This window comes from Polaromonas sp. P3_B4, assembly GCF_056402835.1.
In genome coordinates this window covers 1,688,533-1,707,155 of the sequence record NZ_JBFUGQ010000001.1, presented here as the reverse complement: position 1 = coordinate 1,707,155, position 18,623 = coordinate 1,688,533, and the positions used below count along the sequence as shown (strand labels likewise).

General features: G+C 61.7%; 23 protein-coding genes. 19 read left to right on the top strand and 4 right to left on the bottom strand.

All coding sequences use genetic code 11. The annotated features are described in order from the left end of the window. Positions 1–97: 97 nt before the first annotated feature. The 3 genes from AC1DVV_RS08245 to AC1DVV_RS08235 all read left to right on the top strand — a co-directional run bounded on the left by AC1DVV_RS08245 (position 98) and on the right by AC1DVV_RS08235 (position 2,469). Positions 98–565, top strand: a complete 468-nt coding sequence (locus AC1DVV_RS08245) for a nuclear transport factor 2 family protein (protein ID WP_477665879.1) — start codon at positions 98–100, stop codon at positions 563–565. Between the two features lie 129 nt (positions 566–694). Next, positions 695–1,216, top strand: coding sequence for a hypothetical protein (locus AC1DVV_RS08240; protein ID WP_477665880.1), 522 nt, complete (start codon positions 695–697; stop codon positions 1,214–1,216). Next, positions 1,213–2,469 (top strand): Hsp70 family protein, encoded by a 1,257-nt coding sequence (locus AC1DVV_RS08235; protein ID WP_477665881.1) that lies wholly within the window; start codon positions 1,213–1,215, stop codon positions 2,467–2,469. Before AC1DVV_RS08240 ends, AC1DVV_RS08235 begins: the two co-directional genes overlap by 4 nt. An 18-nt stretch (positions 2,470–2,487) precedes the next feature. Here AC1DVV_RS08235 and AC1DVV_RS08230 read toward each other — a convergent pair whose 3' ends face one another. Beyond that, positions 2,488–3,348: a LysR substrate-binding domain-containing protein gene (locus AC1DVV_RS08230; protein WP_477665882.1), complete on the bottom strand. Its 861-nt coding sequence runs from the start codon at positions 3,346–3,348 to the stop codon at positions 2,488–2,490. A 120-nt stretch (positions 3,349–3,468) separates the two neighbouring features. Here AC1DVV_RS08230 and AC1DVV_RS08225 point away from each other — a divergent pair, with 120 nt between their 5' ends. The 4 genes from AC1DVV_RS08225 to AC1DVV_RS08210 all read left to right on the top strand — a co-directional run bounded on the left by AC1DVV_RS08225 (position 3,469) and on the right by AC1DVV_RS08210 (position 7,653). After that, complete coding sequence (locus AC1DVV_RS08225; protein ID WP_477665883.1) at positions 3,469–4,818, top strand: class-II fumarase/aspartase family protein; 1,350 nt, start codon at positions 3,469–3,471, stop codon at positions 4,816–4,818. A 17-nt stretch (positions 4,819–4,835) separates the two neighbouring features. Then, positions 4,836–5,810, top strand: a complete 975-nt coding sequence (locus tag AC1DVV_RS08220; RefSeq protein ID WP_477665884.1) for a tripartite tricarboxylate transporter substrate-binding protein — start codon at positions 4,836–4,838, stop codon at positions 5,808–5,810. 175 nt (positions 5,811–5,985) lie between these two features. Beyond that, positions 5,986–6,312: a helix-turn-helix domain-containing protein gene (locus AC1DVV_RS08215; RefSeq protein ID WP_477665885.1), complete on the top strand. Its 327-nt coding sequence runs from the start codon at positions 5,986–5,988 to the stop codon at positions 6,310–6,312. A gap of 3 nt (positions 6,313–6,315) precedes the next feature. Continuing rightward, on the top strand, positions 6,316–7,653 hold the full coding sequence (locus AC1DVV_RS08210; RefSeq protein ID WP_477665886.1) for a type II toxin-antitoxin system HipA family toxin: 1,338 nt from the start codon (positions 6,316–6,318) through the stop codon (positions 7,651–7,653). Here AC1DVV_RS08210 and AC1DVV_RS08205 read toward each other — a convergent pair. Beyond that, complete coding sequence (locus AC1DVV_RS08205; RefSeq protein WP_477665887.1) at positions 7,650–8,417, bottom strand: glutathione peroxidase; 768 nt, start codon at positions 8,415–8,417, stop codon at positions 7,650–7,652. The two genes, AC1DVV_RS08210 and AC1DVV_RS08205, sit on opposite strands and share 4 nt — an antisense overlap. A 244-nt stretch (positions 8,418–8,661) precedes the next feature. Here AC1DVV_RS08205 and AC1DVV_RS08200 point away from each other — a divergent pair, with 244 nt between their 5' ends. After that, positions 8,662–9,114 carry a DUF2721 domain-containing protein gene (locus AC1DVV_RS08200; protein ID WP_457280618.1) on the top strand — a complete coding sequence of 151 codons (453 nt, stop codon included), beginning with the start codon at positions 8,662–8,664 and terminating at the stop codon, positions 9,112–9,114. 384 nt (positions 9,115–9,498) lie between these two features. Beyond that, positions 9,499–10,053, top strand: a complete 555-nt coding sequence (locus tag AC1DVV_RS08195; protein ID WP_457280619.1) for a hypothetical protein — start codon at positions 9,499–9,501, stop codon at positions 10,051–10,053. A gap of 21 nt (positions 10,054–10,074) precedes the next feature. On the opposite strand, the gene AC1DVV_RS08190 is transcribed toward AC1DVV_RS08195, so the two are convergent. Continuing rightward, complete coding sequence (locus tag AC1DVV_RS08190) at positions 10,075–11,061, bottom strand: LysR family transcriptional regulator (protein WP_457280620.1); 987 nt, start codon at positions 11,059–11,061, stop codon at positions 10,075–10,077. A gap of 91 nt (positions 11,062–11,152) precedes the next feature. Here AC1DVV_RS08190 and AC1DVV_RS08185 point away from each other — a divergent pair, with 91 nt between their 5' ends. From AC1DVV_RS08185 to AC1DVV_RS08150, 8 genes are all read left to right on the top strand, one after another. After that, complete coding sequence (locus AC1DVV_RS08185) at positions 11,153–12,571, top strand: acyclic terpene utilization AtuA family protein (protein ID WP_457280621.1); 1,419 nt, start codon at positions 11,153–11,155, stop codon at positions 12,569–12,571. Beyond that, positions 12,568–12,939: an AtuA-related protein gene (locus AC1DVV_RS08180; RefSeq protein ID WP_457280622.1), complete on the top strand. Its 372-nt coding sequence runs from the start codon at positions 12,568–12,570 to the stop codon at positions 12,937–12,939. Before AC1DVV_RS08185 ends, AC1DVV_RS08180 begins: the two co-directional genes overlap by 4 nt. 83 nt (positions 12,940–13,022) lie before the next feature. Further along, positions 13,023–14,030, top strand: a complete 1,008-nt coding sequence (locus tag AC1DVV_RS08175) for a Bug family tripartite tricarboxylate transporter substrate binding protein (RefSeq protein ID WP_457280623.1) — start codon at positions 13,023–13,025, stop codon at positions 14,028–14,030. Between the two features lie 278 nt (positions 14,031–14,308). Then, positions 14,309–14,932, top strand: coding sequence for a TetR/AcrR family transcriptional regulator (locus AC1DVV_RS08170; RefSeq protein WP_477702200.1), 624 nt, complete (start codon positions 14,309–14,311; stop codon positions 14,930–14,932). A gap of 39 nt (positions 14,933–14,971) precedes the next feature. Further along, positions 14,972–15,595: an isochorismatase family protein gene (locus tag AC1DVV_RS08165; protein WP_457280625.1), complete on the top strand. Its 624-nt coding sequence runs from the start codon at positions 14,972–14,974 to the stop codon at positions 15,593–15,595. Between the two features lie 103 nt (positions 15,596–15,698). Continuing rightward, entirely contained in the window at positions 15,699–16,115 is a 417-nt protein-coding gene (locus tag AC1DVV_RS08160; RefSeq protein ID WP_457280626.1) for a hypothetical protein, read from the top strand. 63 nt (positions 16,116–16,178) lie between these two features. Further along, positions 16,179–16,541 (top strand): energy transducer TonB, encoded by a 363-nt coding sequence (locus AC1DVV_RS08155; protein WP_477690080.1) that lies wholly within the window; start codon positions 16,179–16,181, stop codon positions 16,539–16,541. 48 nt (positions 16,542–16,589) lie between these two features. Next, positions 16,590–16,964 (top strand): lysozyme inhibitor LprI family protein, encoded by a 375-nt coding sequence (locus tag AC1DVV_RS08150; protein ID WP_477665889.1) that lies wholly within the window; start codon positions 16,590–16,592, stop codon positions 16,962–16,964. Between the two features lie 70 nt (positions 16,965–17,034). On the opposite strand, the gene AC1DVV_RS08145 is transcribed toward AC1DVV_RS08150, so the two are convergent. Continuing rightward, positions 17,035–17,397, bottom strand: coding sequence for a hypothetical protein (locus AC1DVV_RS08145; RefSeq protein WP_457280629.1), 363 nt, complete (start codon positions 17,395–17,397; stop codon positions 17,035–17,037). Between the two features lie 92 nt (positions 17,398–17,489). Between AC1DVV_RS08145 and AC1DVV_RS08140 the strand changes: the two genes are divergently transcribed. Together AC1DVV_RS08140 and arr are read left to right on the top strand one after the other, a co-directional pair. After that, positions 17,490–18,002, top strand: coding sequence for a DinB family protein (locus AC1DVV_RS08140; RefSeq protein ID WP_477665890.1), 513 nt, complete (start codon positions 17,490–17,492; stop codon positions 18,000–18,002). Positions 18,003–18,094: 92 nt separating this feature from the next. Next, a complete protein-coding gene (gene arr, locus AC1DVV_RS08135) occupies positions 18,095–18,490 on the top strand; it encodes an NAD(+)--rifampin ADP-ribosyltransferase (protein WP_477665891.1) in 396 nt (131 codons plus the stop codon). Positions 18,491–18,623: the final 133 nt, after the last annotated feature.

Sequence of the window (18,623 nt, the reverse complement as noted above, 5' to 3'; positions counted from 1 at the left end):
TAGACAGGTTTGTCTACATGTGCCAGAATTTCGTCATGGTAGACAAAGCTGTCTACATCTGGTTTTTGCCCATTTTGTTCAACCCCAGGAGATCCCCATGGAATCACGGCCGCCGCTTCCCCCTTTTACCTTTGAAACCGCCGTGCAGAAAGTCCGCGCTGCTGAAGACGGCTGGAACACGCGTGAGCCGCAGCGCGTGGCTATGGCCTACACGCCGCAAAGCAAATGGCGCAACCGCGCCGAGTTCGTCACGGGGCGTGAAGAAATCGCAGGGCTGCTGTCACGCAAGTGGGTGCGTGAACTGGACTACCGCCTCATCAAGGAACTCTGGGCCTTTGGCGGCAACCGCATTGCCGTGCGTTTTGCGTACGAATGGCATGACGATGCGGGCAACTGGTTTCGCTCTTACGGCAACGAGAACTGGGAGTTCGACGAAAACGGCCTGATGGCCGTGCGCCACGCCAGCATCAACGACCTGCCCATCAAGGCCGCCGATCGCAAGTTCCATTGGCCGCTCGGGCGCCGGCCCGATGACCATCCGGGCCTCAGCGATCTTGGGTTGTGAGGGGTTTGGGGAGGGCTGTAAAATCCGCTCCCCCTGCGCACCGTGTTGTTTGATGTTGTTTGAAGGCGGTGCGTGACCTGAATTTGCCCCCGGCTCATTGCCGGGGCGCTCCACCCGAGTGACCGCGTTTTGACTGACTCCCACACCCCGCCGGCCGGCTTGGCCGATGAATCCCCCAACGACACCCAGCCCATCCAGGAACCCAGGCTTTGGTGCGGCGACGGCTGGACGGCCAAGGTCATCAAGAATGAAGACGACGACGGCTGGGCTGTCGCCATGATCAAGGACGGCGAGCCCGAGCCCGCGCTGGTGGGGCCGTGGACCATGGGGCGCGACAAGAAGAACCCCAAGCCGCTGGATGGCCCGGCCTTCAGCACGCTGGTCAAAACCGCTTCCGAATTTGTGCGCCGGCATGAGCAGCAGCTGCATGCCACGCTGCACCAGAGCATCACCGTGACGGCCAATGCGGCGCGCATCACTGTTTCGCTCGACATCATTCCGGACGAAGACAACCCGCACGGCCTGCTCAGCGCCGCCGACGAAGCGGGCGAGCAGCTCGCGCAGGTGCGCGTGGCGCCGTCCTTCAAGCTCACCCGCGCCAGCGCCGTGGCGTGGGCCGAAAGCGGCTTCGCCAAGCCGGCCGGGCGGTGAGCACGCCCCGCGCCTGCGGGATCGACTTCGGCACCTCCAACTCGACGGCAGGCTGGAGCCGGCCCGGGCTTCCCGCGCTGCTGGCGCTGGAAGGCGGCAAACCCACGCTTCCCTCGGTGGTGTTCTTTCATGCCGAGGACGCGCATGTGAGCTATGGCCGAGCGGCGCTGGCCGACTACCTGGCCGGCTATGAAGGCCGCCTGATGCGTTCGCTCAAAAGCCTGCTCGGCACGTCGATGATCGACGACCACACCGAAGTCGCCGGCCGCGCGCTGCCGTTTCGTGTGCTGTTGGCGCAGTTCATCGGTGAGCTCAAGCACCGCGCTGAAAAAGCCGCCGACCAGCCTTTCACGCAGGCCGTGCTGGGTCGCCCGGTGTTTTTTGTCGACGACGATGCTGCCGCAGACAAGAAAGCCGAAAACACATTGGCCGAGATCGCCCATGCAGTGGGCCTCAAAGACATCGCCTTCCAGTACGAACCGATTGCGGCGGCGTTTGACTATGAGTCGCAAATCCGGCGCGAAGAGCTTGTGCTGGTGGTCGACATCGGCGGCGGTACGTCGGACTTTGCGCTGGTGCGCCTGTCGCCCGAGCGGGCCCGCAAGGCCGACAGGCGCGACGATATTCTGGCCAGCGGCGGTGTGCACATAGGCGGCACGGACTTCGATAAATACCTGAGCCTGGCCAGCGTCATGCCCACGCTGGGCCTGGGCAGCCTGCTTCACAGCGGGTTGCAGGTGCCGTCGGCCCAGTACTTCAATCTGGCGACCTGGCACACCATCAACCAGGCCTACAGCAAGAAGTCGTGGACGCAGATCAGCGATATCCGGCGTGGCGCAATCGAGAAAGACAAGCTGGACCGCCTGCAGAACCTGGTGCGCGAACGGGCAGGGCACTGGCTGGCCATGCAGGTCGAGGCGGCCAAGATTGCGCTGTCCGATGCACCCGAAACCGTCATGGACCTGGGGCGCATTGCGCCGGGCGAGACGCTCACCTTGCACCGGCCCGATTTCGACGCGGCCATCAATGAGCTGGTCGGCACTGTGGCGCGTACCGTGATGGGACTGGTCAAGGACGCGGTTGTCAACGCCGACGACATTGACACCGTGTTTTTCACCGGTGGCTCCAGCGGGGTGCCTTTGCTGCGCGAGCAAATTTCAGCATTGCTGCCGCAGGCACGCAGTGTGGAGGGTGACCGTTTCGGCAGCATCGGTGCCGGGCTGGCGCTGGATGCAGCGCGCAAGTTCGGCTAGGGCCTGCCAGGCCGCGGCTTACAGCAAGGCCATGAATTGCTGCAAGGCTTGGCCGGGATGCTCGTCGCGCCGGCGGATAAAAAGTGTTTTGACGGCGTATTTCTTGCCCGTCGATGGATGGCAGCGTAAGGCGGACCTGTTGGCAGCGTTTTCGACAATGGACCGTGGAAGCAGCGAGATGCCGACCTCCGCGGCTACACAGCCCAGGATGCCTTCCAGTGTGCCCATTTCAAGCCGGGTGTACCTGGGCCAGCCGCGCTCGCTCAGAAGCTGTTCGAACCGCTGGCGATAAGAGCAGCCGGTCTTGAACATGATCGCCGCCGCGCCGTTTTCCAGGCGCCTGCCGAGCTCACTGGAGCGCACCCAGCTGGCAGACGAGACGAGCACCAGTTCTTCTTCGAACGCGACCAGGCTGAGCAGCGCATGGTTGTTGAGCGGGCCGGCGATGAACGCACCATCCAGGCGCCGCGTGAGCACGGCCTCGATCAGTGTCGCGGTCGGGCCGGTTTCCAGCGTGATGGCCACCTGCGGAAGCACGCGGCGGTATGCGGCGAGCAGCGAGGGCAGCCGGACCGCAGCGGTGGTCTCCATCGAGCCGATTGTCAGGACGGCGGGAGCGTCTTCCTCCCCTTTGGCCGCGGCCTGCGCTTCATCCATCAGCGCCACGATGCGGTTGGCATAGGGCAGCAGCCGCTGGCCCGCACGCGTCAGTTCCATGCCGCGGCTGTGGCGCTTGAAAAGTGCCAGGCCCAGCTCCGATTCCAGCACCCGGATGCGCTGGGTGATATTGGATTGCACGGTGTGCAGCGTTTGCGCGGCAGAGGTAATGCCGCCCTGGCTGGCGACGGCGGCAAACGTTTTCAGGCCCAGAACATTCATGGTCAACCCATCGCTAAAAGAGAACGGAGGGATCACAACAAATCGTTTTTACAGAGACATCATATTAGATACAGTTTGTTTCACCTAGCAACATCTGTGGCAACGCAAAGGGCCTGACGAATGAACCAGCTCTTCAGTGATTTGCATGACGGCGGGGCCATCGCTGGCATCTTTTCGGAGCGGAATTTTGTCGACCGCTGCCTTCGTTTCGAGCGTGAACTCGCTGTCGTGCAGGCTGAACTGGGTGTGATTCCTCAGGATGCGGCGGATGAAATCTGTCGCGTTGCCCACGTCGAAAACATCGATTTTGCGCAACTCAAGCAGAAGACACGCCTTGTCGGCCTGCCCATGGTGGGGCTGGTGAACCAGGTGGTCAACCTGTGCCGCGGCGATCTGGGCCAGTATGTCCACTATGGCGCAACGACCCAGGACGTGATGGATTGCGCACTGGCGCTTCAGATGCAGGAGGCATTCGCACTGATCGGCGATTCGCTGGCGCAATTTTCGGGGGCGCTGGGCTCATTGGCCACGACCCACCAGCGCACCATTCAGGCCGGCCGGACCAATCAGCAGCATGCGTTGCCCGTCACCTTCGGCTTCAAGGCTGCGGTCTGGAATTCCGGCGTGCTGCGGCAGATGGACCGGCTTGCACAGGCTGTGCCGCGCGTGGCCACCGGGCAACTGGGTGGCGCTGTGGGCACGCTTGCTTCATTCTCCGGCGCGGGGCATGAAACACGCCGGCGCCTGATGCAGAAGCTGGGGTTGAACGAACCGGATATTGCGTGGCATTGCATGCGTGACGGCCCGGCCGAGGCGGTGCTTCTTTTGTCGCAGATCGCTGCGACGCTCGGAAAGATCGGCCGGGACCTGCTGATGCTTTCCAGCACGGAAGTCGGTGAAGTGGCTTTTGCCGCCGACAGGGGCGCCAGCAGCACCATGCCGCAGAAAAACAATCCGGTCGCGGCGTCGTCCGTCGTCGCTCTTTCGAGAATGCTGTTCCACACGGCCCCGATGATGCTGGACGCGGCGATCGTGGAGAACGAAAGGTCGCTGGACGCCTGGTATGTCGAGCTGCATGCAGTGCCGCTGTGCTTCTCCCTGATGGGAGCCCTTCTGGTGCAGGCCACGACCATGCTGGACGAGCTGGTGGTGGACTCCGCAAGGATGGCGCGCAACGTCGCCCTCACAGACGGGGCGATCGTCACCGAGACCGTGCAGATGGCGCTGGCCAGACGCATCGGCCTGAACCGCGCGCATGAACTGGTTGCCCGTGCCTGCCAGGAGTCCAGGGTGGAGGGCGTATCGATAGCGGCTGCCCTGGTGGGCTTGCAGTGCGGGCTGGACGAAGCCGCAGTGAATGCGCTGCTTGATGTGAACGAACACCTGTCTTTTGGTGCGCGCGAGGTGGACGCATCGCGCAGGCCGCCGCCTGCCGCCGGGGGCCTGGCAACGCAATCCGTATCCGTTTAACCAACCCGAGGGGATTTATGACCAGAGCCATCTGCATTGCCTTCATGCTCGCCTTCTGCGCTGCGTCTGCGTGCGCTCAGGAGGCCTATCCCACCAAACCGGTCACCCTCATCGTGCCCTTTGCGGCCGGGGGGCCCATGGACAAACTGGCCAGGGAGCTTGCCGTGCCGATGCAGGCCCAGCTGCGCCAGCCTGTGGTTGTTCAGAATCTGTCCGGCGCCGGCGGCAACCTCGGCACGGTCATCGCCATGCGGGCTCCGGCCGATGGCCACACGCTGCTGATGGGGCACATCGGCATGGCGACTTCGCCGGCGCTCTACCGGAACCTGGGCTTCAAGCCGGATGTGGATTTCGCGCCGCTGGGGGTGGTGGTCGATACGCCCCTGGTGCTGGTTGCACGGCCGCAGGTGCCTGCGGACTCCTTGGTGAGCCTGATCCGGTGGATGGCCCGGCAGCCGCAGGTCAGGCTCGCGCACGCCGGTGTGGGCTCGTCATCGCACCTGTGCGGCTTGCTGCTCCAGTCTTCATTGAAAGTCAGCATTACGACCGTGCCCTACCGTGGCAGCGCGCCCGCAGTGGCAGACCTGCTTGGCGGGCATGTGGACATGATCTGTGACCCCACCCCTACGACGGTCGGCCATATCCAGGCCGGCAAGCTCAAGGCAATTGCCGTGACCTCCGCCAAACCCCTGACCGGCACGTCGCTCGCCGCCGTTCCGACCATGGCACGGTTCGGCATTTCGGGTGTCGAACTGAGCATCTGGTTTGCCCTTTATGCGCCGAAGGACACGCCGCCGCACATCCAGCAGCGGCTCAATGATGTGCTGCGGGTGGCCATGAAAACACCTGCCTTCAGGCAGGCGCAAATTGCCTCAGGCATACAGGTTGTGGAAGATGACCGTGCCACACTGGCCGGGCACCGCAGCTTTCTGGGCAACGAAATTGCCCGGTGGGGGCCCATCATCAAGGCGGCCGGTGTTTATGCCGACTAGCTGTGGATGCTGTCCCATGTATGTGGCAGCGCTACAGGAATTAAAAGAAGAAGTCAGTCCTTGATAGACGATATTTAACTATTGTTTTTGTATAAAACGCTAGTTTAGTATTGATTGATCTGACTTAATTAGATAAAATACTATCGTTTTAACAAGAAACGATATTTTTCTATCTATGAAAACATTGTCTGAAGTTGCTGCCAGCCTGGAAAGCCAGCGCCAACGCCTGGGACTGGATTACCAGGCCGTTGCCGAAAGCACAGGGCTGACGCCTTTGTCGGTGCGCAGCGTCCTTCAGGGCAAGACGGCGCCGCGCGTGACCACGCTGATGGCCATTGCCGACCAGCTCGGGCTGGAGGTGCTGCTCCTGCCCAAGCGGGTGGCTGCAGGGCTGCAGCCGCAAGCCGCCGAAGGGCCGGCGCCGGCCTTGTCGCGGGTGGACCGCATCGTGGCCGAAACTTCCCAGCTCGCTGCGGCAAACATCAAGAACGTCAGGCCCTGATCCATGAACGTTCTGGCGCTCGATATTTATATCGGCACCTTGCGTGCCGGCCTGCTGTTCCAGTACGGCACGGGCAGCAGCGCGCTCACACGTTTCATTCCAGACGAGGTTTTTTGGTCCAACCCCGATTCGCCGGTGTTCTCCTGGGCCGCTACCGACGACGACCCGCAGCGCCGGGAGATTTTCTGGCGCAGTTATGTGAACACGCCGTTCTTCAATGCCGAAGGCGGGCGCCTGCCGGCCTTCTTCCAGAACCTGCTGCCCGAAGGGCCGCTGCGCCGCCACCTGGAGCAGTTGCGCGGTTGCGGACCCAACGACCATTTCGACATGCTGGCCGCCTGCGGCACAGACTTGCCGGGCAATGTGTATGCCTACCCTGCGCACCTTGATGCCGACGCGCTGGCAGGGGTGGTGACGCAGCACAACGATGCGCTCGAAATGTCCGTCACGGCCGATCCCTTGCCCGACGCGACATCGCTGTCGGGCGTGCAGCCCAAGCTGGCATTGGTGCAGCAGCCGGGCCGCTACGTGGCGCGCACCCGCGACGCGCAAGGCACCCACATCATCGCCAAGCTGCCCACGGCCGAATTTGCCCTGTTGCCCGAAGTGGAAGAGCTTTCCCTGCGGCTTGCGCGGGCAGCCGGCGTGAACGTCTGTGAGGCCTGGCTGGCGCCCATGGACGAGATCGTCGCCGAGCAACCCTTTGTGCTTGGCGAAAGCCGGCATTTCCTGGCCGTCAAGCGCTTTGACCGCGGGCCTGAAGGGCACATTCATTGCGAAGACTTTGCGCAGATCCTGCGCATCCAGCCGGAAGAAAAATACACGCATCCCGCCGCAACCTACGCCGCCATGGCCCGGACTTTGCGCGAAGGCATGAGCCTGGATGCGCACGTGGGCGAGGGCGCTGCAGAGGAACTGATCCGCCGCGTGATGGTCAATGAAATGCTCGGAAACTATGACGCTCACGTCAAAAACTTCGGTGTGGTGTACCCGGGTGGCCGCACACCCGAGTTGTCTCCGGCCTACGACGTGGTGGCCTACGCGGCCTACCTGGGCGGCAGGGGCCACGCGCTGCGCTTTGTGCCCGGCGGAGAAAAACAGGCCAGGCTGACCGCCAAGACCTTGCGCAGTTTTTGCAACGCCACGGGCATGTTTGAAACGCGCGTGCGCGGCGTGCTCAATGAAGCAGTGGGAAAAGCGTGTGAGTCATGGCCGCAGATGATTGCCGCCAGTTCGCTGCTCGAACGGCAAAAGCAGAACCTGCTCAAGCACTTTGACGCCTGCGAGGCGGTGGTCAGCTGGCGCGCCCGGCGCAGGGCGAAAAGCGCCGCAGCCGGCTAGCTGAGAAACTGGCGCGGTTCCGGCTGTGGCCGGGACTCTTTCAACCAGGCTTGCAGGTCCTCCGACCCGCCGATTTTTTTCCCGCCTGCGAATACTTGTGGCGCCGTTCCCGCGCCTGCAACCGCTTGCAGCGTACTGGTGGTGATGCCCTGGCCCAGGATGATCTCCTCATAGCTAAGACCTGCTTCGTCCAGCATGGCCCGGGCTTTCGCGCAAAACGGGCAGCCCGGCTTGCTGAAGAGGGTGATGGGCTCGGGCGCCACGGCTTGCGGTGCAAGGTACTTGAGCATGGTGTCGGCGTCCGAAACCTCGAAGGGGTCGCCTTCCTTTTCAGGTTCAATGAACATCTTCTCGACCACGCCGTCCCGCACCAGCATGGAATAACGCCAGGAGCGCTTGCCGAAGCCGAGATCACTCTTGTCAACCAGCATGCCCATAGCCCGCGTGAAGTCGCCGTTGCCGTCCGGGATCAGGGTGATATTGCCGGCCTCCTGCGCCTTGCCCCATTCGTTCATCACAAAGGCGTCGTTGACCGAGACGCAGACCACGTCATCAATGCCATGGGCCTTGAAGGTGTTGGCCAGCGCATTAAAGCGCGGCAAGTGGGTGGAAGAGCAGGTGGGCGTGTAGGCGCCGGGCAGCGAAAAAACCACGACGTTTTTGCCGGCAAACAGGTCAGTGCTTTTCACGTCAACCCACTGGTCGTTCTGGCGAGTTTTGAAGGTGACGTCGGGGACGCGCTGTCCCTCGTTGTTGGGGAGCATGGGAAATCCTTTGGCTGGTATGTGTGCGGGGGAGCGGTGTGGCATGGCTCTTGATCTAAAAATCAGGGCGCCGATGTCGGTCGCAACCTTGCCGTCTGATTCATTGTGGAGAGCGTCAACGGCAGGACATGTCGGACAGCGACGACATCTGTGTAGGGCATCGTCAGCAAGGCAGGCGACCGGCAGGCCTGATGGCCTGATGTTTGCATGACAATACCCATTTCATGAACCCCCGGAGCTCCGCATGAACTTTGCGCCCGACCTTGCGACGGTCACCCACGGTATTCAACTGGCAGTGGCGCCGGTGTTTTTGCTCACCGCGGTGTCGGGCATGATCGCCGCCGTCGCCGGGCGGCTGGCACGCATCATCGACCGCGCGCGTTTCCTGGAGAACCGGCTGGAGACCGGCGGCGTGGAAGAGGCCCGCGCGCACCGCATGTATGCCGAACTGCGCGAGTTGCGCCAGCGCGGCTGGCTGGTCAACATCTGCATCGCCTTTCTGACCTTTTGCGCCATGCTGATCGGCACTACCATCATCCTGCTGTTTTTGGGTGAGACGAGTGAGTTGCCGACCCTGCGCATTGCCACTGTCTGTTTTTTGTCGGGCGTGGTGTGCTTTCTTCTCGCGCTGGTCTGTTTCCTGGCTGAAACGCTGCTGGCCACACGCCTGCTCAAGTTTGCCGAGCCGAAAAAATAGCGCGGTGGTTTGAGGTTTGATTGTTTTGCAGGTCTTAAATGCCTGCAGGCCAATTGGAACAAGCGCGAGCAGCTATAAAAAATATAGCAATAAGGTTTTTCTCCTGTCGTAATAGTGGCCGGCAGAAAACGCCAGACCTTCAGATACGTGACAACGTATGACTGTGAAACAGCTTGTTTCCTTACATCCCCATGCTGTGTTTCTCCGCCAGAATTGTGCAGCTCTGCGTGTAGCGGCACGCCCGTGCGGACGTGCCCGCAGCGTGCAGCGCGGCAGGTGAATGCCCTGTCAACGGCAACCGCAGGCCGCCGTTGAAAAAGGGACGCTGTGCACTTGTTGCCTGTGTCCGGCGAGCCCTGTACTGAAAACCACTGGAGAACCACGATGACAACAACACACACACCGACAACAGGTTTGCGCCTGACCAGCCGCAGCCTGGCACTTTTGATGGCAGGCGCGCTGATGTGCTCCGCGAGCTTTGCCGAGAAACCCGAATGGGCCGGCGGCGGCAAGAACAAGGACAAGGGCGGCAAGCACAGCCAGGTGGAGCAGTCAGACCAGGACGATCACGGCGGTAAAAAAGACAAGAAGTCCAAAGGCAAGAAACACGAAGACGTCAGGGTAGGCGGCTATTTTGTTCCCGAGCAACGTGTGGTGCTGCAGGACTACTACGGCAAGCAATTCAAGTCTGGCCATTGCCCTCCGGGCCTTGCCAAGAAAAACAACGGCTGCATGCCCCCCGGCCAGGCCAAAAAGTATGCCATCGGGCAACCGCTGCCTGCCGGCGTGGTGTATTACCCGGTGCCTGCATCGGTGGTGGTGCGTCTGGGCCCTCCGCCCTCGGGCCATAAATATGTGCGTGTCGCGACCGACATTTTGCTGATTGCGCTGGGCACCAGCATGGTGGTGGATGCCGTGCAGGATCTGGGCTCGCTCTAAGCCCTAAAAAGTCCTGAAGCCCTAAGGCTTTCCGGGTTTGCGATGTTTGAGCTGCTGCAGCCCGGGCTGCCACGCTTTCATGCGCTCCATGACCAGGTCGTGCAGCGCCTGTGCCGCCACCGAAAGGCTGCCTTCCTGCCGGCGCACGGCATAAATTTTTCGTGACAGGCCAGGCGTGGCCAGCGGCCGCGTCAGCAGGTTCTTTCGCTCAAAGTGAAAGAGCGTGAGCGCCGGCACCACGCTGATGCCGATGCCAGCCTCGACCATGCCGGTCACCGTCGCCAGCTGGTCTACTTCCAGCACCGTATGGGTCTGCAACGGGTGCAGCGCTGCGTCCAGCGCCTGTCGCACGCTGCTGTTGCGCGACATGTGGATAAACGGGAAGGCCGCCAGTTTCTTCAGCGTCAATACTTTTTCTGCGGCCAGGGGATGGTCCGTGCGGCAGACCAGGTGAAAACGGTCGGTGCAAAGCAGCTGCGTGGTCAGGCCCGCGTGCGTGGCGCCTGTCGAGGCGAGCGCGAAGTCGGCTTTGCCGCTGCGCACCAGCTCAATGCAAGCGTCAGACAGCAGGTCGCTGAGGTTGAGGTCAATACCGGGCCAGGCCAGCCTGAATTCCGCAAAGATGGAGGGCAGCCAGCCTGCCGCGAGGGAGGGCAGGGCCGCAACATGCACGCGTCCCTTGCGGCGCTCGACGTGATCGCTCAGTTCACCCACCGCGGCGCTGAAGTCACCCAGCAATTGCCGCGCCGGCGCTTCAAACAATCTTCCCTCCGCTGTCAGCTGCACGCTGCGCGTGTCGCGGTCAAACAGCCGGGTATTCAGCTCTGCTTCCAGTGTCTGGATCAGGGCGCTGAACGCAGGCTGCGACAGGTGGCAGGCGGCCGCGGCCCGGGTAAAGCTGCTCAGCTCCACCAGCGCCAGGAAAGCCCGCAGCTGGCGCGTCGACAGGTTGGGGCTGCGTGCAGGCGGGCGGGCCGCATTTTTCGGGGTGGTAGTGGACGCAGCCATTAATCTGATTTTCAAGTCAATCAATAGGAATTTTGCATTTTACAAATAAAAGGTTGGGGCTTAAATTCGTGGCATTCAACGCTTGGCCATGATGACCTCTACCACCGCCGCTGCAGCCGCCCGTACCGCCACACCGCCCGCCAGCCTGCTGATCGGTTGCGCGGCCGGCTTTTCGGGTGACCGTGTGGACGCGGCCGGCCCAGTGGTAGACACCCTGATCGCGCGGGGCGGGCCGGCCTTCCTGATTTTCGAGACGCTGGCCGAACGCACGCTGGCCCTGGCGCAACTGCGCCGCCGCGCCGACCCCGGCGCCGGCTTCGAGCCGCTGCTGGACGACATGCTGCGCCCCGTGCTGGCGCGCTGCCTGCAGCACAACATCCGCATCGTCAGCAACTTCGGCGCGGCCAACCCGATGGGCGCGGCGCGGCATATTCAGGCCATGGCCCGGGAGCTGGGTTTGGCTGCACCGCGTATTGCGGTGGTCGAAGGTGACGACCTCTCGGAAGAGCGGCACCGCCAGCTGCTGCGCACCCAGCTGGGCAGCGCGATGGACGGCATCCGCATGGTCAGTGCCAACGCCTACATTGGCGCTGAAGCGATTGCCGCTGCGCTGGACGCCGGCGCGCAAATTGTGGTGGCCGGCCGCGTGGCCGATCCGTCGCTGGCCGTCGGGCCTGCCATGTCGCACTTTGGCTGGCGTGCCGATGATTGGGACCTGCTGGCACGCGCCACCATGGCCGGCCATTTGCTGGAATGCGGGGCGCAGGTTTGCGGCGGCTATTTTGCAGACCCCGGCTACAAGGACGTTCCCGATTTGCACGCCGTCGGCTACCCGATTGCCGAAATCAGCGCCGACGGCAACTGCATCATCGGCAAGGCTGCCAACACAGGCGGGCTGGTGAACCTTGCCAGCGTCAAGGAGCAGTTGTTGTATGAAGTGCATGACCCGGCTGCCTACCTCACGCCCGACGTTGTGGCGGACATCACCACGGCGCAGATTGAACAAGCCGGCCCCAACCGCGTGGCGCTGAGCGGTGTGCGCGGCCATGCCCGGCCTCCCAGCCTGAAGGTCAACCTCTGCCATGAGGGCGGCTGGCTGGCCGAAGGTGAAATCTCTTACGCCGGCCCGCGCGCCGAGGCCCGCGCCCGTCTGGCGGCCGATGTGCTGCGCCGGCGCCTGCCGGCCCTGGCGCTGCGGGTGGACCTGGTCGGCGCACTCAGCGTCATGGGTGACGATGCCGGCAACCTGCTCGCCGCAACGCCGCCCGGTGACGCGCGCGACATACGCCTACGCGTGGCTGCCACACACACTGACCGCCTTGAGGCCGAGCGGCTGACGCGGGAAGTCACCGCCCTGTACTGCTGCGGCCCAGCCGGCGGCGGCGGCGTGCGCACGACACTGACACCAAGGCTCAACACCTTGCCCTGCCTGGTGCCCCGAGACGCTGTGAAGGTGTCGTTCAGGATGCTCGATACCGCAGCGCTGGCTACCGCAGGGGAGGCCGCATGAGCCAGGCCATGATCACGGTCCCGCTGTACCGCGCCGCGCACGGGCGAACCGGCGACAAAGGCAACCGTTCCAACATCAGCGTGATTGCCTGGCACGCTGAGCTTTATCCCGTTCTTTTGCAGCAACTGAGCGAAGCCGCAGTGGCGCGCCACTTTGCCCACCGCAAGCCCAGCTGTGTGCAGCGGTTTGAACTGCCCTTGCTGGGCGCGCTGAATTTTGTGCTTGACGACGTGCTGGATGGTGGCGTGAATGACGCGCTCAACCTCGACACGCACGGCAAGTCGCTTTCATTCTGGCTGCTGGATCTACCCATCGAGGTTCCCGCGGCGCTCGCAGGCCTGTTGGCCGGAGGAGACCACGCTTTTTAACGGAGCCGATTCACCAGGACACCAGGACACCAAGACGAGATCAACAACGTCAGATACGCCTCATCACAACATCAGGAGACAACATGAAAACCGCCACTCAAAAATTCGTCCACAGCCGCATCCGCCCCGCCATGCTCGGCATCGCCGCGCTATGGGCCATCGCGCCTCTCGCCGTGCCCATGGCGGCACAGGCGCAGGGCTTTCCCGAAAAGCCGATCACCTTTGTCGTGCCGTTTGCGGCCGGCAGCGCGACCGACCAGCTGGCACGCGCCATCGGCCAGGCCGTGACCAACGACACCAAGGTCAGCGTGGTGGTCGACAACAAGCCCGGCGCCAACAGCTTCATCGGCGCCCAGGCAGCCGCCAAGGCGAAGCCCGACGGCTACACCGTGTTCATCACCACCAACACCACGCAGTCGGCCAATGAGCACCTGTTCAAAAAGCTGCCTTACGACCCGGTCAAGGACTTCGCACCGCTGACCGCGCTGGGCCGCGGCGGCCAGATCATGGTGGTCAACCCGGCACTGCCGGTCAACAGCGTGGCGGAGTTCATTGCGCTGGCCAAATCGAAACCCGGCAAGCTGTCTTTTGGCAGCGGCAGCTCGTCCAGCCGCGTGGCGGGCGAGCAGTTCAAGCAGATGACGGGCACCTACATCCTGAACATTCCGTACAAGAGCAATCCGCCCGCGGTGACGGACCTGCTGGGCGGCCAGATCGACATGATGATCACCGACATGGCGACCGGCCTGCCGCAGGTCAAGGGCGGCAAGCTCAAGGCGCTGGGTGTTTCCACCCGGCAGCGTTCACCGTTGGCGCCCGAGGTGCCGACCATCGCCGAGGCCGGCGTCAAGGGGTATGAAATGACCTACTGGTTTGCCGCCTACGCGCCCGCCGGCACGCCCGCGGACGTGGTGGCGAAGCTGAGCGACATGCTGGTCAAGGCGGCCCGCAGCCCTTCGGCCGCACCGTTTTACCAGGCCAGCGGCACTGAAATCTTCACCAGCAACCCGGAAGAGCTCCGCAAGTTCCAGGCGGCAGAAACGCTGAAGTGGGGAAAGATCATCAAGGCTGCGGGAATCGAGCCTGAATAACGGTGTGGGGCTGGATCTGAATTAAATGGGCCTCCAGCCCTTTGTGGGCGAGCGCAAGAAGCTATCAAATTAATAGCTAATGGGGCCGGCTGGCCTGGCCTGCCCGGCGGTGGGGCAGGCCAATACCGCGATGACCGGCTGGTCATCCGCCTGCAGGGCATCAGTGCTTCCTGTGCGTCATTCTTTAAATTTAAACAATGTTCAATTTTTAGAACAAGCGTTAATTTTTACCAAAAATGGCGCCATGGGCGGGTGGTCTTTCCGCCTATATTCAATTGATGCAAGCCCGAATAGACCGCCAGCAAGCCCAAAGTGATTTACGCCGAACCCTGATGCTGGACGCCGCCCGGTCCGTCTTCGAACGCCTGGGCATCGACGGCGCCAGCATCCGCGAGATCGCCAAGGAGGCGGGCTACACCGCTGGGGCCATCTATTCCTATTTTGAAAACAAGGAAGCCATTTACGGAGCCTTGCTGGCCGAGTGCCTGGAGCGCCTCAATGGCGTGGTGGCGTCTGCGGGTGAGGCGCGGGGCGGCCCGGCTGAGGTGCTGGAAGCCAAGGCCAGCGCCTGGTTTGGTTTTTTTGCGGCCAACCCGCGCGACCTGGACCTGGGTTTTTACCTCATGCAGGGCATGCGCCCGCGCGGCCTGGGCACCGAGCTGAACCAGCAGCTCAACGACCGCCTTCACGACGCCTTGCGGCCCTGCGAAACGGCCTTGAAGGCCATGGGTTTGAATGCTGAGGACGCATTGCGCGAAAATACAGCCTTGTTCGCGCATGGCATGGGCTTGCTGCTCCTCAAACATACCGGTCGCATCCGCATGTTCGGGCAGGACGCCACGCTGCTGTTCGATGCTTATGTGATCGGCCTGGTGGAGCGCCTGCAGCGCAGTCCGGCCTGATCTTTCCGAGAACTCCTCCAGAATTTCCCAGGACCCCCGATGCTGCTTGACGCCGACGACTCCCAACTTGTGCTGGTCGACTACCAGACCCTTTTGATGCCCGCCATTTTTGAAGGCGGCCTGGTCATGGCCAACGCCGTGAAGCTGGCCCGCATGGCCAAATTGCTGGATGTACCGGTGTGGGGTACGGAAGAAAACCCCGAAAGCCTGGGCGCCACCGTGCCCGAAGTGCAGGCTGCCATTCAAGCCGCTGGCGGCAAGATCATGGACAAGATGTTCTTCAGCGCCGTGGCCGACGGCCTGGGCGACATGCTGCGCCCACCCGTGCGCAAGGCGCCGACAGGCGGCAACGCCCGCAGCCTGCCCAAACACCTGCAAAAGCCGGCGCCCGAACCGGAAGAGGGCAGAAGCACCATCGTCATCGCCGGCTGCGAAGCCCACGTCTGCCTGATGCAGACCGCGCTGGACCTGCTCGAAGAAGAGTTCGAGGTCTGGGTGGTCACCGACGCCTGCAGCTCACGCACCGAGCGCAACCGCGATGCGGCGTTTGACCGCCTCGCCGGCAACGGCGCCGAGCTGGTGACGACCGAGATGGTGGCGTTTGAGTGGCTGCGCACCGCTGAGCATGAGGTGTTCAGGGATGTGCTGGGGTTGGTGAAGTAGGGTGCGGACCAAACACACCTGATACAGATAAGCCCGCCCGGTCTGCCGTTGGTTCGCTCAAAATGTCGAACGTTCAGGTCAAGGGTGGATAACCAGCCACTGAGTGCCGACCACCTTCAGCGCCACCTCCATCCCAACTCAGGCCTCAATGAGAAATTACGCATTACCGGTAGCCATTCGGCTCCTGGCATTTATAGCGCCACTACTCTTTTTGCAACTGTATTCACAAAGAGCGTTCGAGTACGCACGCACACAAGAGCGTCACGGAGATACTGGCCTGGGGATCGCCATTCTTCTTGGTTTCATGACCTTCATCATGCTGGGCGCGTTCCTGATCGATCTCATCATCCAGATCCGAAAGAGACGGCCTTTCGCCTATTTGACTGACGCTTTCATCTTGCTGATGCTGCTCATGCCGTTTGGCTGGTTTGCGTGCAGTTGGTTTGGGTTGCACAACAGTCTTGCTTGCAGGATTCCCATGGTATTTTTCAGCCAGGTCCTAAGCTGGCTTGATCTGTGAGGCTTTTTGGCTGCCTGGCAGGCGTTTGAGTTTTGTCCAGTTGCAACCCGTACCTTGTTCCGAATGAAATACCTATCTCGCGTCTTCCGCGTCTTTTTTATCTCCCTGGTGCCGATGGTGCTGACAGCCTGTGCGTTTGGCACGGGTGAAATTGTGCAGCCTGCTAGCCAGGTCGATTCACCAAGGCTTGCGTATCCGGCGCATGCCAGGCGCCTTGAAGAGCAGGGCGTTGTCAGGTTGCGGGTGCAGGTCCTTGCGAGTGGCAGCGCGGGCGAGGTGCGGCTCCGTCAAAGCTCGGGTTCTGCCACGCTGGATGCGGCCGCAGTCGAGGGCGCGAAAAAGTTCAAGTTCAACCCAGCCAGAACAAAGTGGGGCCGTGCCGTGGACTCCTGGGTGGATCTGCCGATCAAGTACGCTCTTGAGTAGCTGGCCGGGCGGTCCTTGTTGCTCTTTACTTCCAACGTTAGTCCCACAATGAAATACTTTCTTGCATCAGTGGCGATGTTCATTTCGTTTGCGGCCTCTGCCGGCGATTGTCCAGGTGGTTCCCCCTCGACTGACGGCTGTCAGAAGCTTCTCGAGCCGCTCGAGAGGCAACTGGCTGCAGCAGAGAAAGCTGCAGAGTTCAAACTCTCAGCGGCCCTGCGTGAAAATGGCCCGGAGTACGTGACTGAAGCGGTGAAGGCGTTGCGCGAAAGCAGTCAGGCCTGGCGAAAATTGAGAGATTCGGAATGCTGGTATCTGGCGCTCAAGGATGGAATGAGCATGTCGCCGGACTATGCAAGCCCAGTTGCGGCCGCCTGTAGGGTGGACCGCACGCGGGACCGCGTCTCGTGGATGGCCAAATGATGACTACGTGGTTCTTCGACGGGGACGCGCTGTTGCGTCCGTGCGCTTTTGGCTTATGCGCCGGTCAACGTTAGGCGCTTTGATAATGAAACCCAGCCCGAAGCACGCCGCGGTCGCGCTCGTCACGTTCGGGGTGTTGTTTGGTGTTGCTGCGGCACTCTGGCCAAAAGCCGAGGTTCAACAGTCCGTCGAGTGCGTTGAAAAAAGTGCCTGTCTGCCGAGCTACAGGAATACGGCTGTATGCGAGACGCTCCTTGTCGGAGTATCGGAAAGAGAGCTCATCGTTCGTCTCGGGCAACCGGTCCAGGTGAAAGGTTTGTTGCTGTACTTTGAAGCTGGCGCGGACGAGCGAGGTCCGATTGAAGTAGAACTCGGTGAGAATCGGAATGCAATTCGTCTGTCTTGTCGGCCAAGCGTCTAACGCCTCCTGCAAGCGGACGCCTTGCTGCGTCGCTTAGGCCCAACGCTGGGCCCAATCGGCTTCGCAGCGTGCGAATACCAAACTTAAAAGGAACGCCACCTGCCATGAACACCATTCTCGTTTCACTGTTCGAGTACAAGGCATGGGCGAACACCGAGCTCCATGCCGTCCTCGAAAAGTTTGATGCGCAGCAGCATCCCGGTGAGTTTCGCGCCATGCTTCACACGCTTGATCACGCCAACGTTGTGGATCGAATTTTTCAAGGCCATCTGACCGGCGTCGCCACGCAGCTCTTCAAGGCAACGCACTCCGAACCTACTCCGAGCTTGCCGGAGTTGCGGGAGATCGTGAAATCCACAGACGAGTGGTACCTGCAGTTCGTACGCGGTGTCAGCGCCGAGCGTTTGAAACATCGGGTGCGTTTCACATTCACTGACGGTGACAGCGGCGAGATGTCTTGTGAAGAGATGCTGCTCCACGTCATTACGCACAGCGGCTATCACCGCGGGAGCATTGGCCAGATGCTTGAAGACTTGGGAACCGACTCTCCGCCAGACTCCCTGACAAAGTTTTTGCACAGGCATGAACCGGAGCGTCGACTCGGAGCGAAGGGTTAGCGAGACGGGCGCACGGCAACGCATGCAGTGACGGCGTCTAACCCCTCATCCAACTCTCCCTTGGCACCAACCCCGTTTGCATTTAACAACTCATGGCAGCTTTGGACACAGGCCCTTTTTTTCACGGCACGAAAGCCGAATTGCAGACAGGCGATCTGCTGACGTCAGGCTTTAAATCAAATTACGACGACAGCGTTGTGATGAATCACATCTATTTCACAGCCATTCCCAAAGGCGCCGGGCTTGCCGCAGAAATAGCCAAAGGCAGCGGCAGGCCGCGGGTCTATATCGTTGAACCGACGGGAGAATTTGAGAACGATCCCAACGTCACAGACAAGAAGTTCCCGGGCAACCCGACTCGGTCCTATCGAAGCAGGCTGCCTGTAAAAGTTGTTGGCGAACTCGAAAGCTGGGAACCCTATGACTCACAGTTCATTCAACAACTGAGAGACCGCATAGAGAATGGCATGGGCAAAATCATCAATTGATATGAGACTCCCCCTATGAAACGAGTATTCAGTCGCGGCGATAGGGCGCCTAACCCCTCGCTCAAGCGCCGACCCGTTTTGGCCGGCACCGTCGGCTTCGCTCTAACGTCAGGCGCCATAGCAATCTGGGAGA

Bases quoted from the DNA above. Each gene is read 5' to 3' on its own strand.
- AC1DVV_RS08215 (WP_477665885.1), top strand. From the start codon at position 5,986: ATGAAAACATTGTCTGAAGTTGCTGCCAGCCTGGAAAGCCAGCGCCAA.
- AC1DVV_RS08170 (WP_477702200.1), top strand. From the start codon at position 14,309: ATGCAAGCCCGAATAGACCGCCAGCAAGCCCAAAGTGATTTACGCCGA.
- AC1DVV_RS08200 (WP_457280618.1), top strand. From the start codon at position 8,662: ATGAACTTTGCGCCCGACCTTGCGACGGTCACCCACGGTATTCAACTG.
- AC1DVV_RS08150 (WP_477665889.1), top strand. From the start codon at position 16,590: ATGAAATACTTTCTTGCATCAGTGGCGATGTTCATTTCGTTTGCGGCC.
- AC1DVV_RS08245 (WP_477665879.1), top strand. From the start codon at position 98: ATGGAATCACGGCCGCCGCTTCCCCCTTTTACCTTTGAAACCGCCGTG.
- AC1DVV_RS08230 (WP_477665882.1), bottom strand. From the start codon at position 3,348: ATGAATGTTCTGGGCCTGAAAACGTTTGCCGCCGTCGCCAGCCAGGGC.
- AC1DVV_RS08225 (WP_477665883.1), top strand. From the start codon at position 3,469: ATGAACCAGCTCTTCAGTGATTTGCATGACGGCGGGGCCATCGCTGGC.
- AC1DVV_RS08140 (WP_477665890.1), top strand. From the start codon at position 17,490: ATGAACACCATTCTCGTTTCACTGTTCGAGTACAAGGCATGGGCGAAC.
- arr (WP_477665891.1), top strand. From the start codon at position 18,095: ATGGCAGCTTTGGACACAGGCCCTTTTTTTCACGGCACGAAAGCCGAA.
- AC1DVV_RS08220 (WP_477665884.1), top strand. From the start codon at position 4,836: ATGACCAGAGCCATCTGCATTGCCTTCATGCTCGCCTTCTGCGCTGCG.
- AC1DVV_RS08195 (WP_457280619.1), top strand. From the start codon at position 9,499: ATGACAACAACACACACACCGACAACAGGTTTGCGCCTGACCAGCCGC.
- AC1DVV_RS08165 (WP_457280625.1), top strand. From the start codon at position 14,972: ATGCTGCTTGACGCCGACGACTCCCAACTTGTGCTGGTCGACTACCAG.
- AC1DVV_RS08185 (WP_457280621.1), top strand. From the start codon at position 11,153: ATGACCTCTACCACCGCCGCTGCAGCCGCCCGTACCGCCACACCGCCC.
- AC1DVV_RS08175 (WP_457280623.1), top strand. From the start codon at position 13,023: ATGAAAACCGCCACTCAAAAATTCGTCCACAGCCGCATCCGCCCCGCC.
- AC1DVV_RS08180 (WP_457280622.1), top strand. From the start codon at position 12,568: ATGAGCCAGGCCATGATCACGGTCCCGCTGTACCGCGCCGCGCACGGG.
- AC1DVV_RS08190 (WP_457280620.1), bottom strand. From the start codon at position 11,061: ATGGCTGCGTCCACTACCACCCCGAAAAATGCGGCCCGCCCGCCTGCA.
- AC1DVV_RS08205 (WP_477665887.1), bottom strand. From the start codon at position 8,417: ATGCTCCCCAACAACGAGGGACAGCGCGTCCCCGACGTCACCTTCAAA.
- AC1DVV_RS08155 (WP_477690080.1), top strand. From the start codon at position 16,179: ATGAAATACCTATCTCGCGTCTTCCGCGTCTTTTTTATCTCCCTGGTG.
- AC1DVV_RS08210 (WP_477665886.1), top strand. From the start codon at position 6,316: ATGAACGTTCTGGCGCTCGATATTTATATCGGCACCTTGCGTGCCGGC.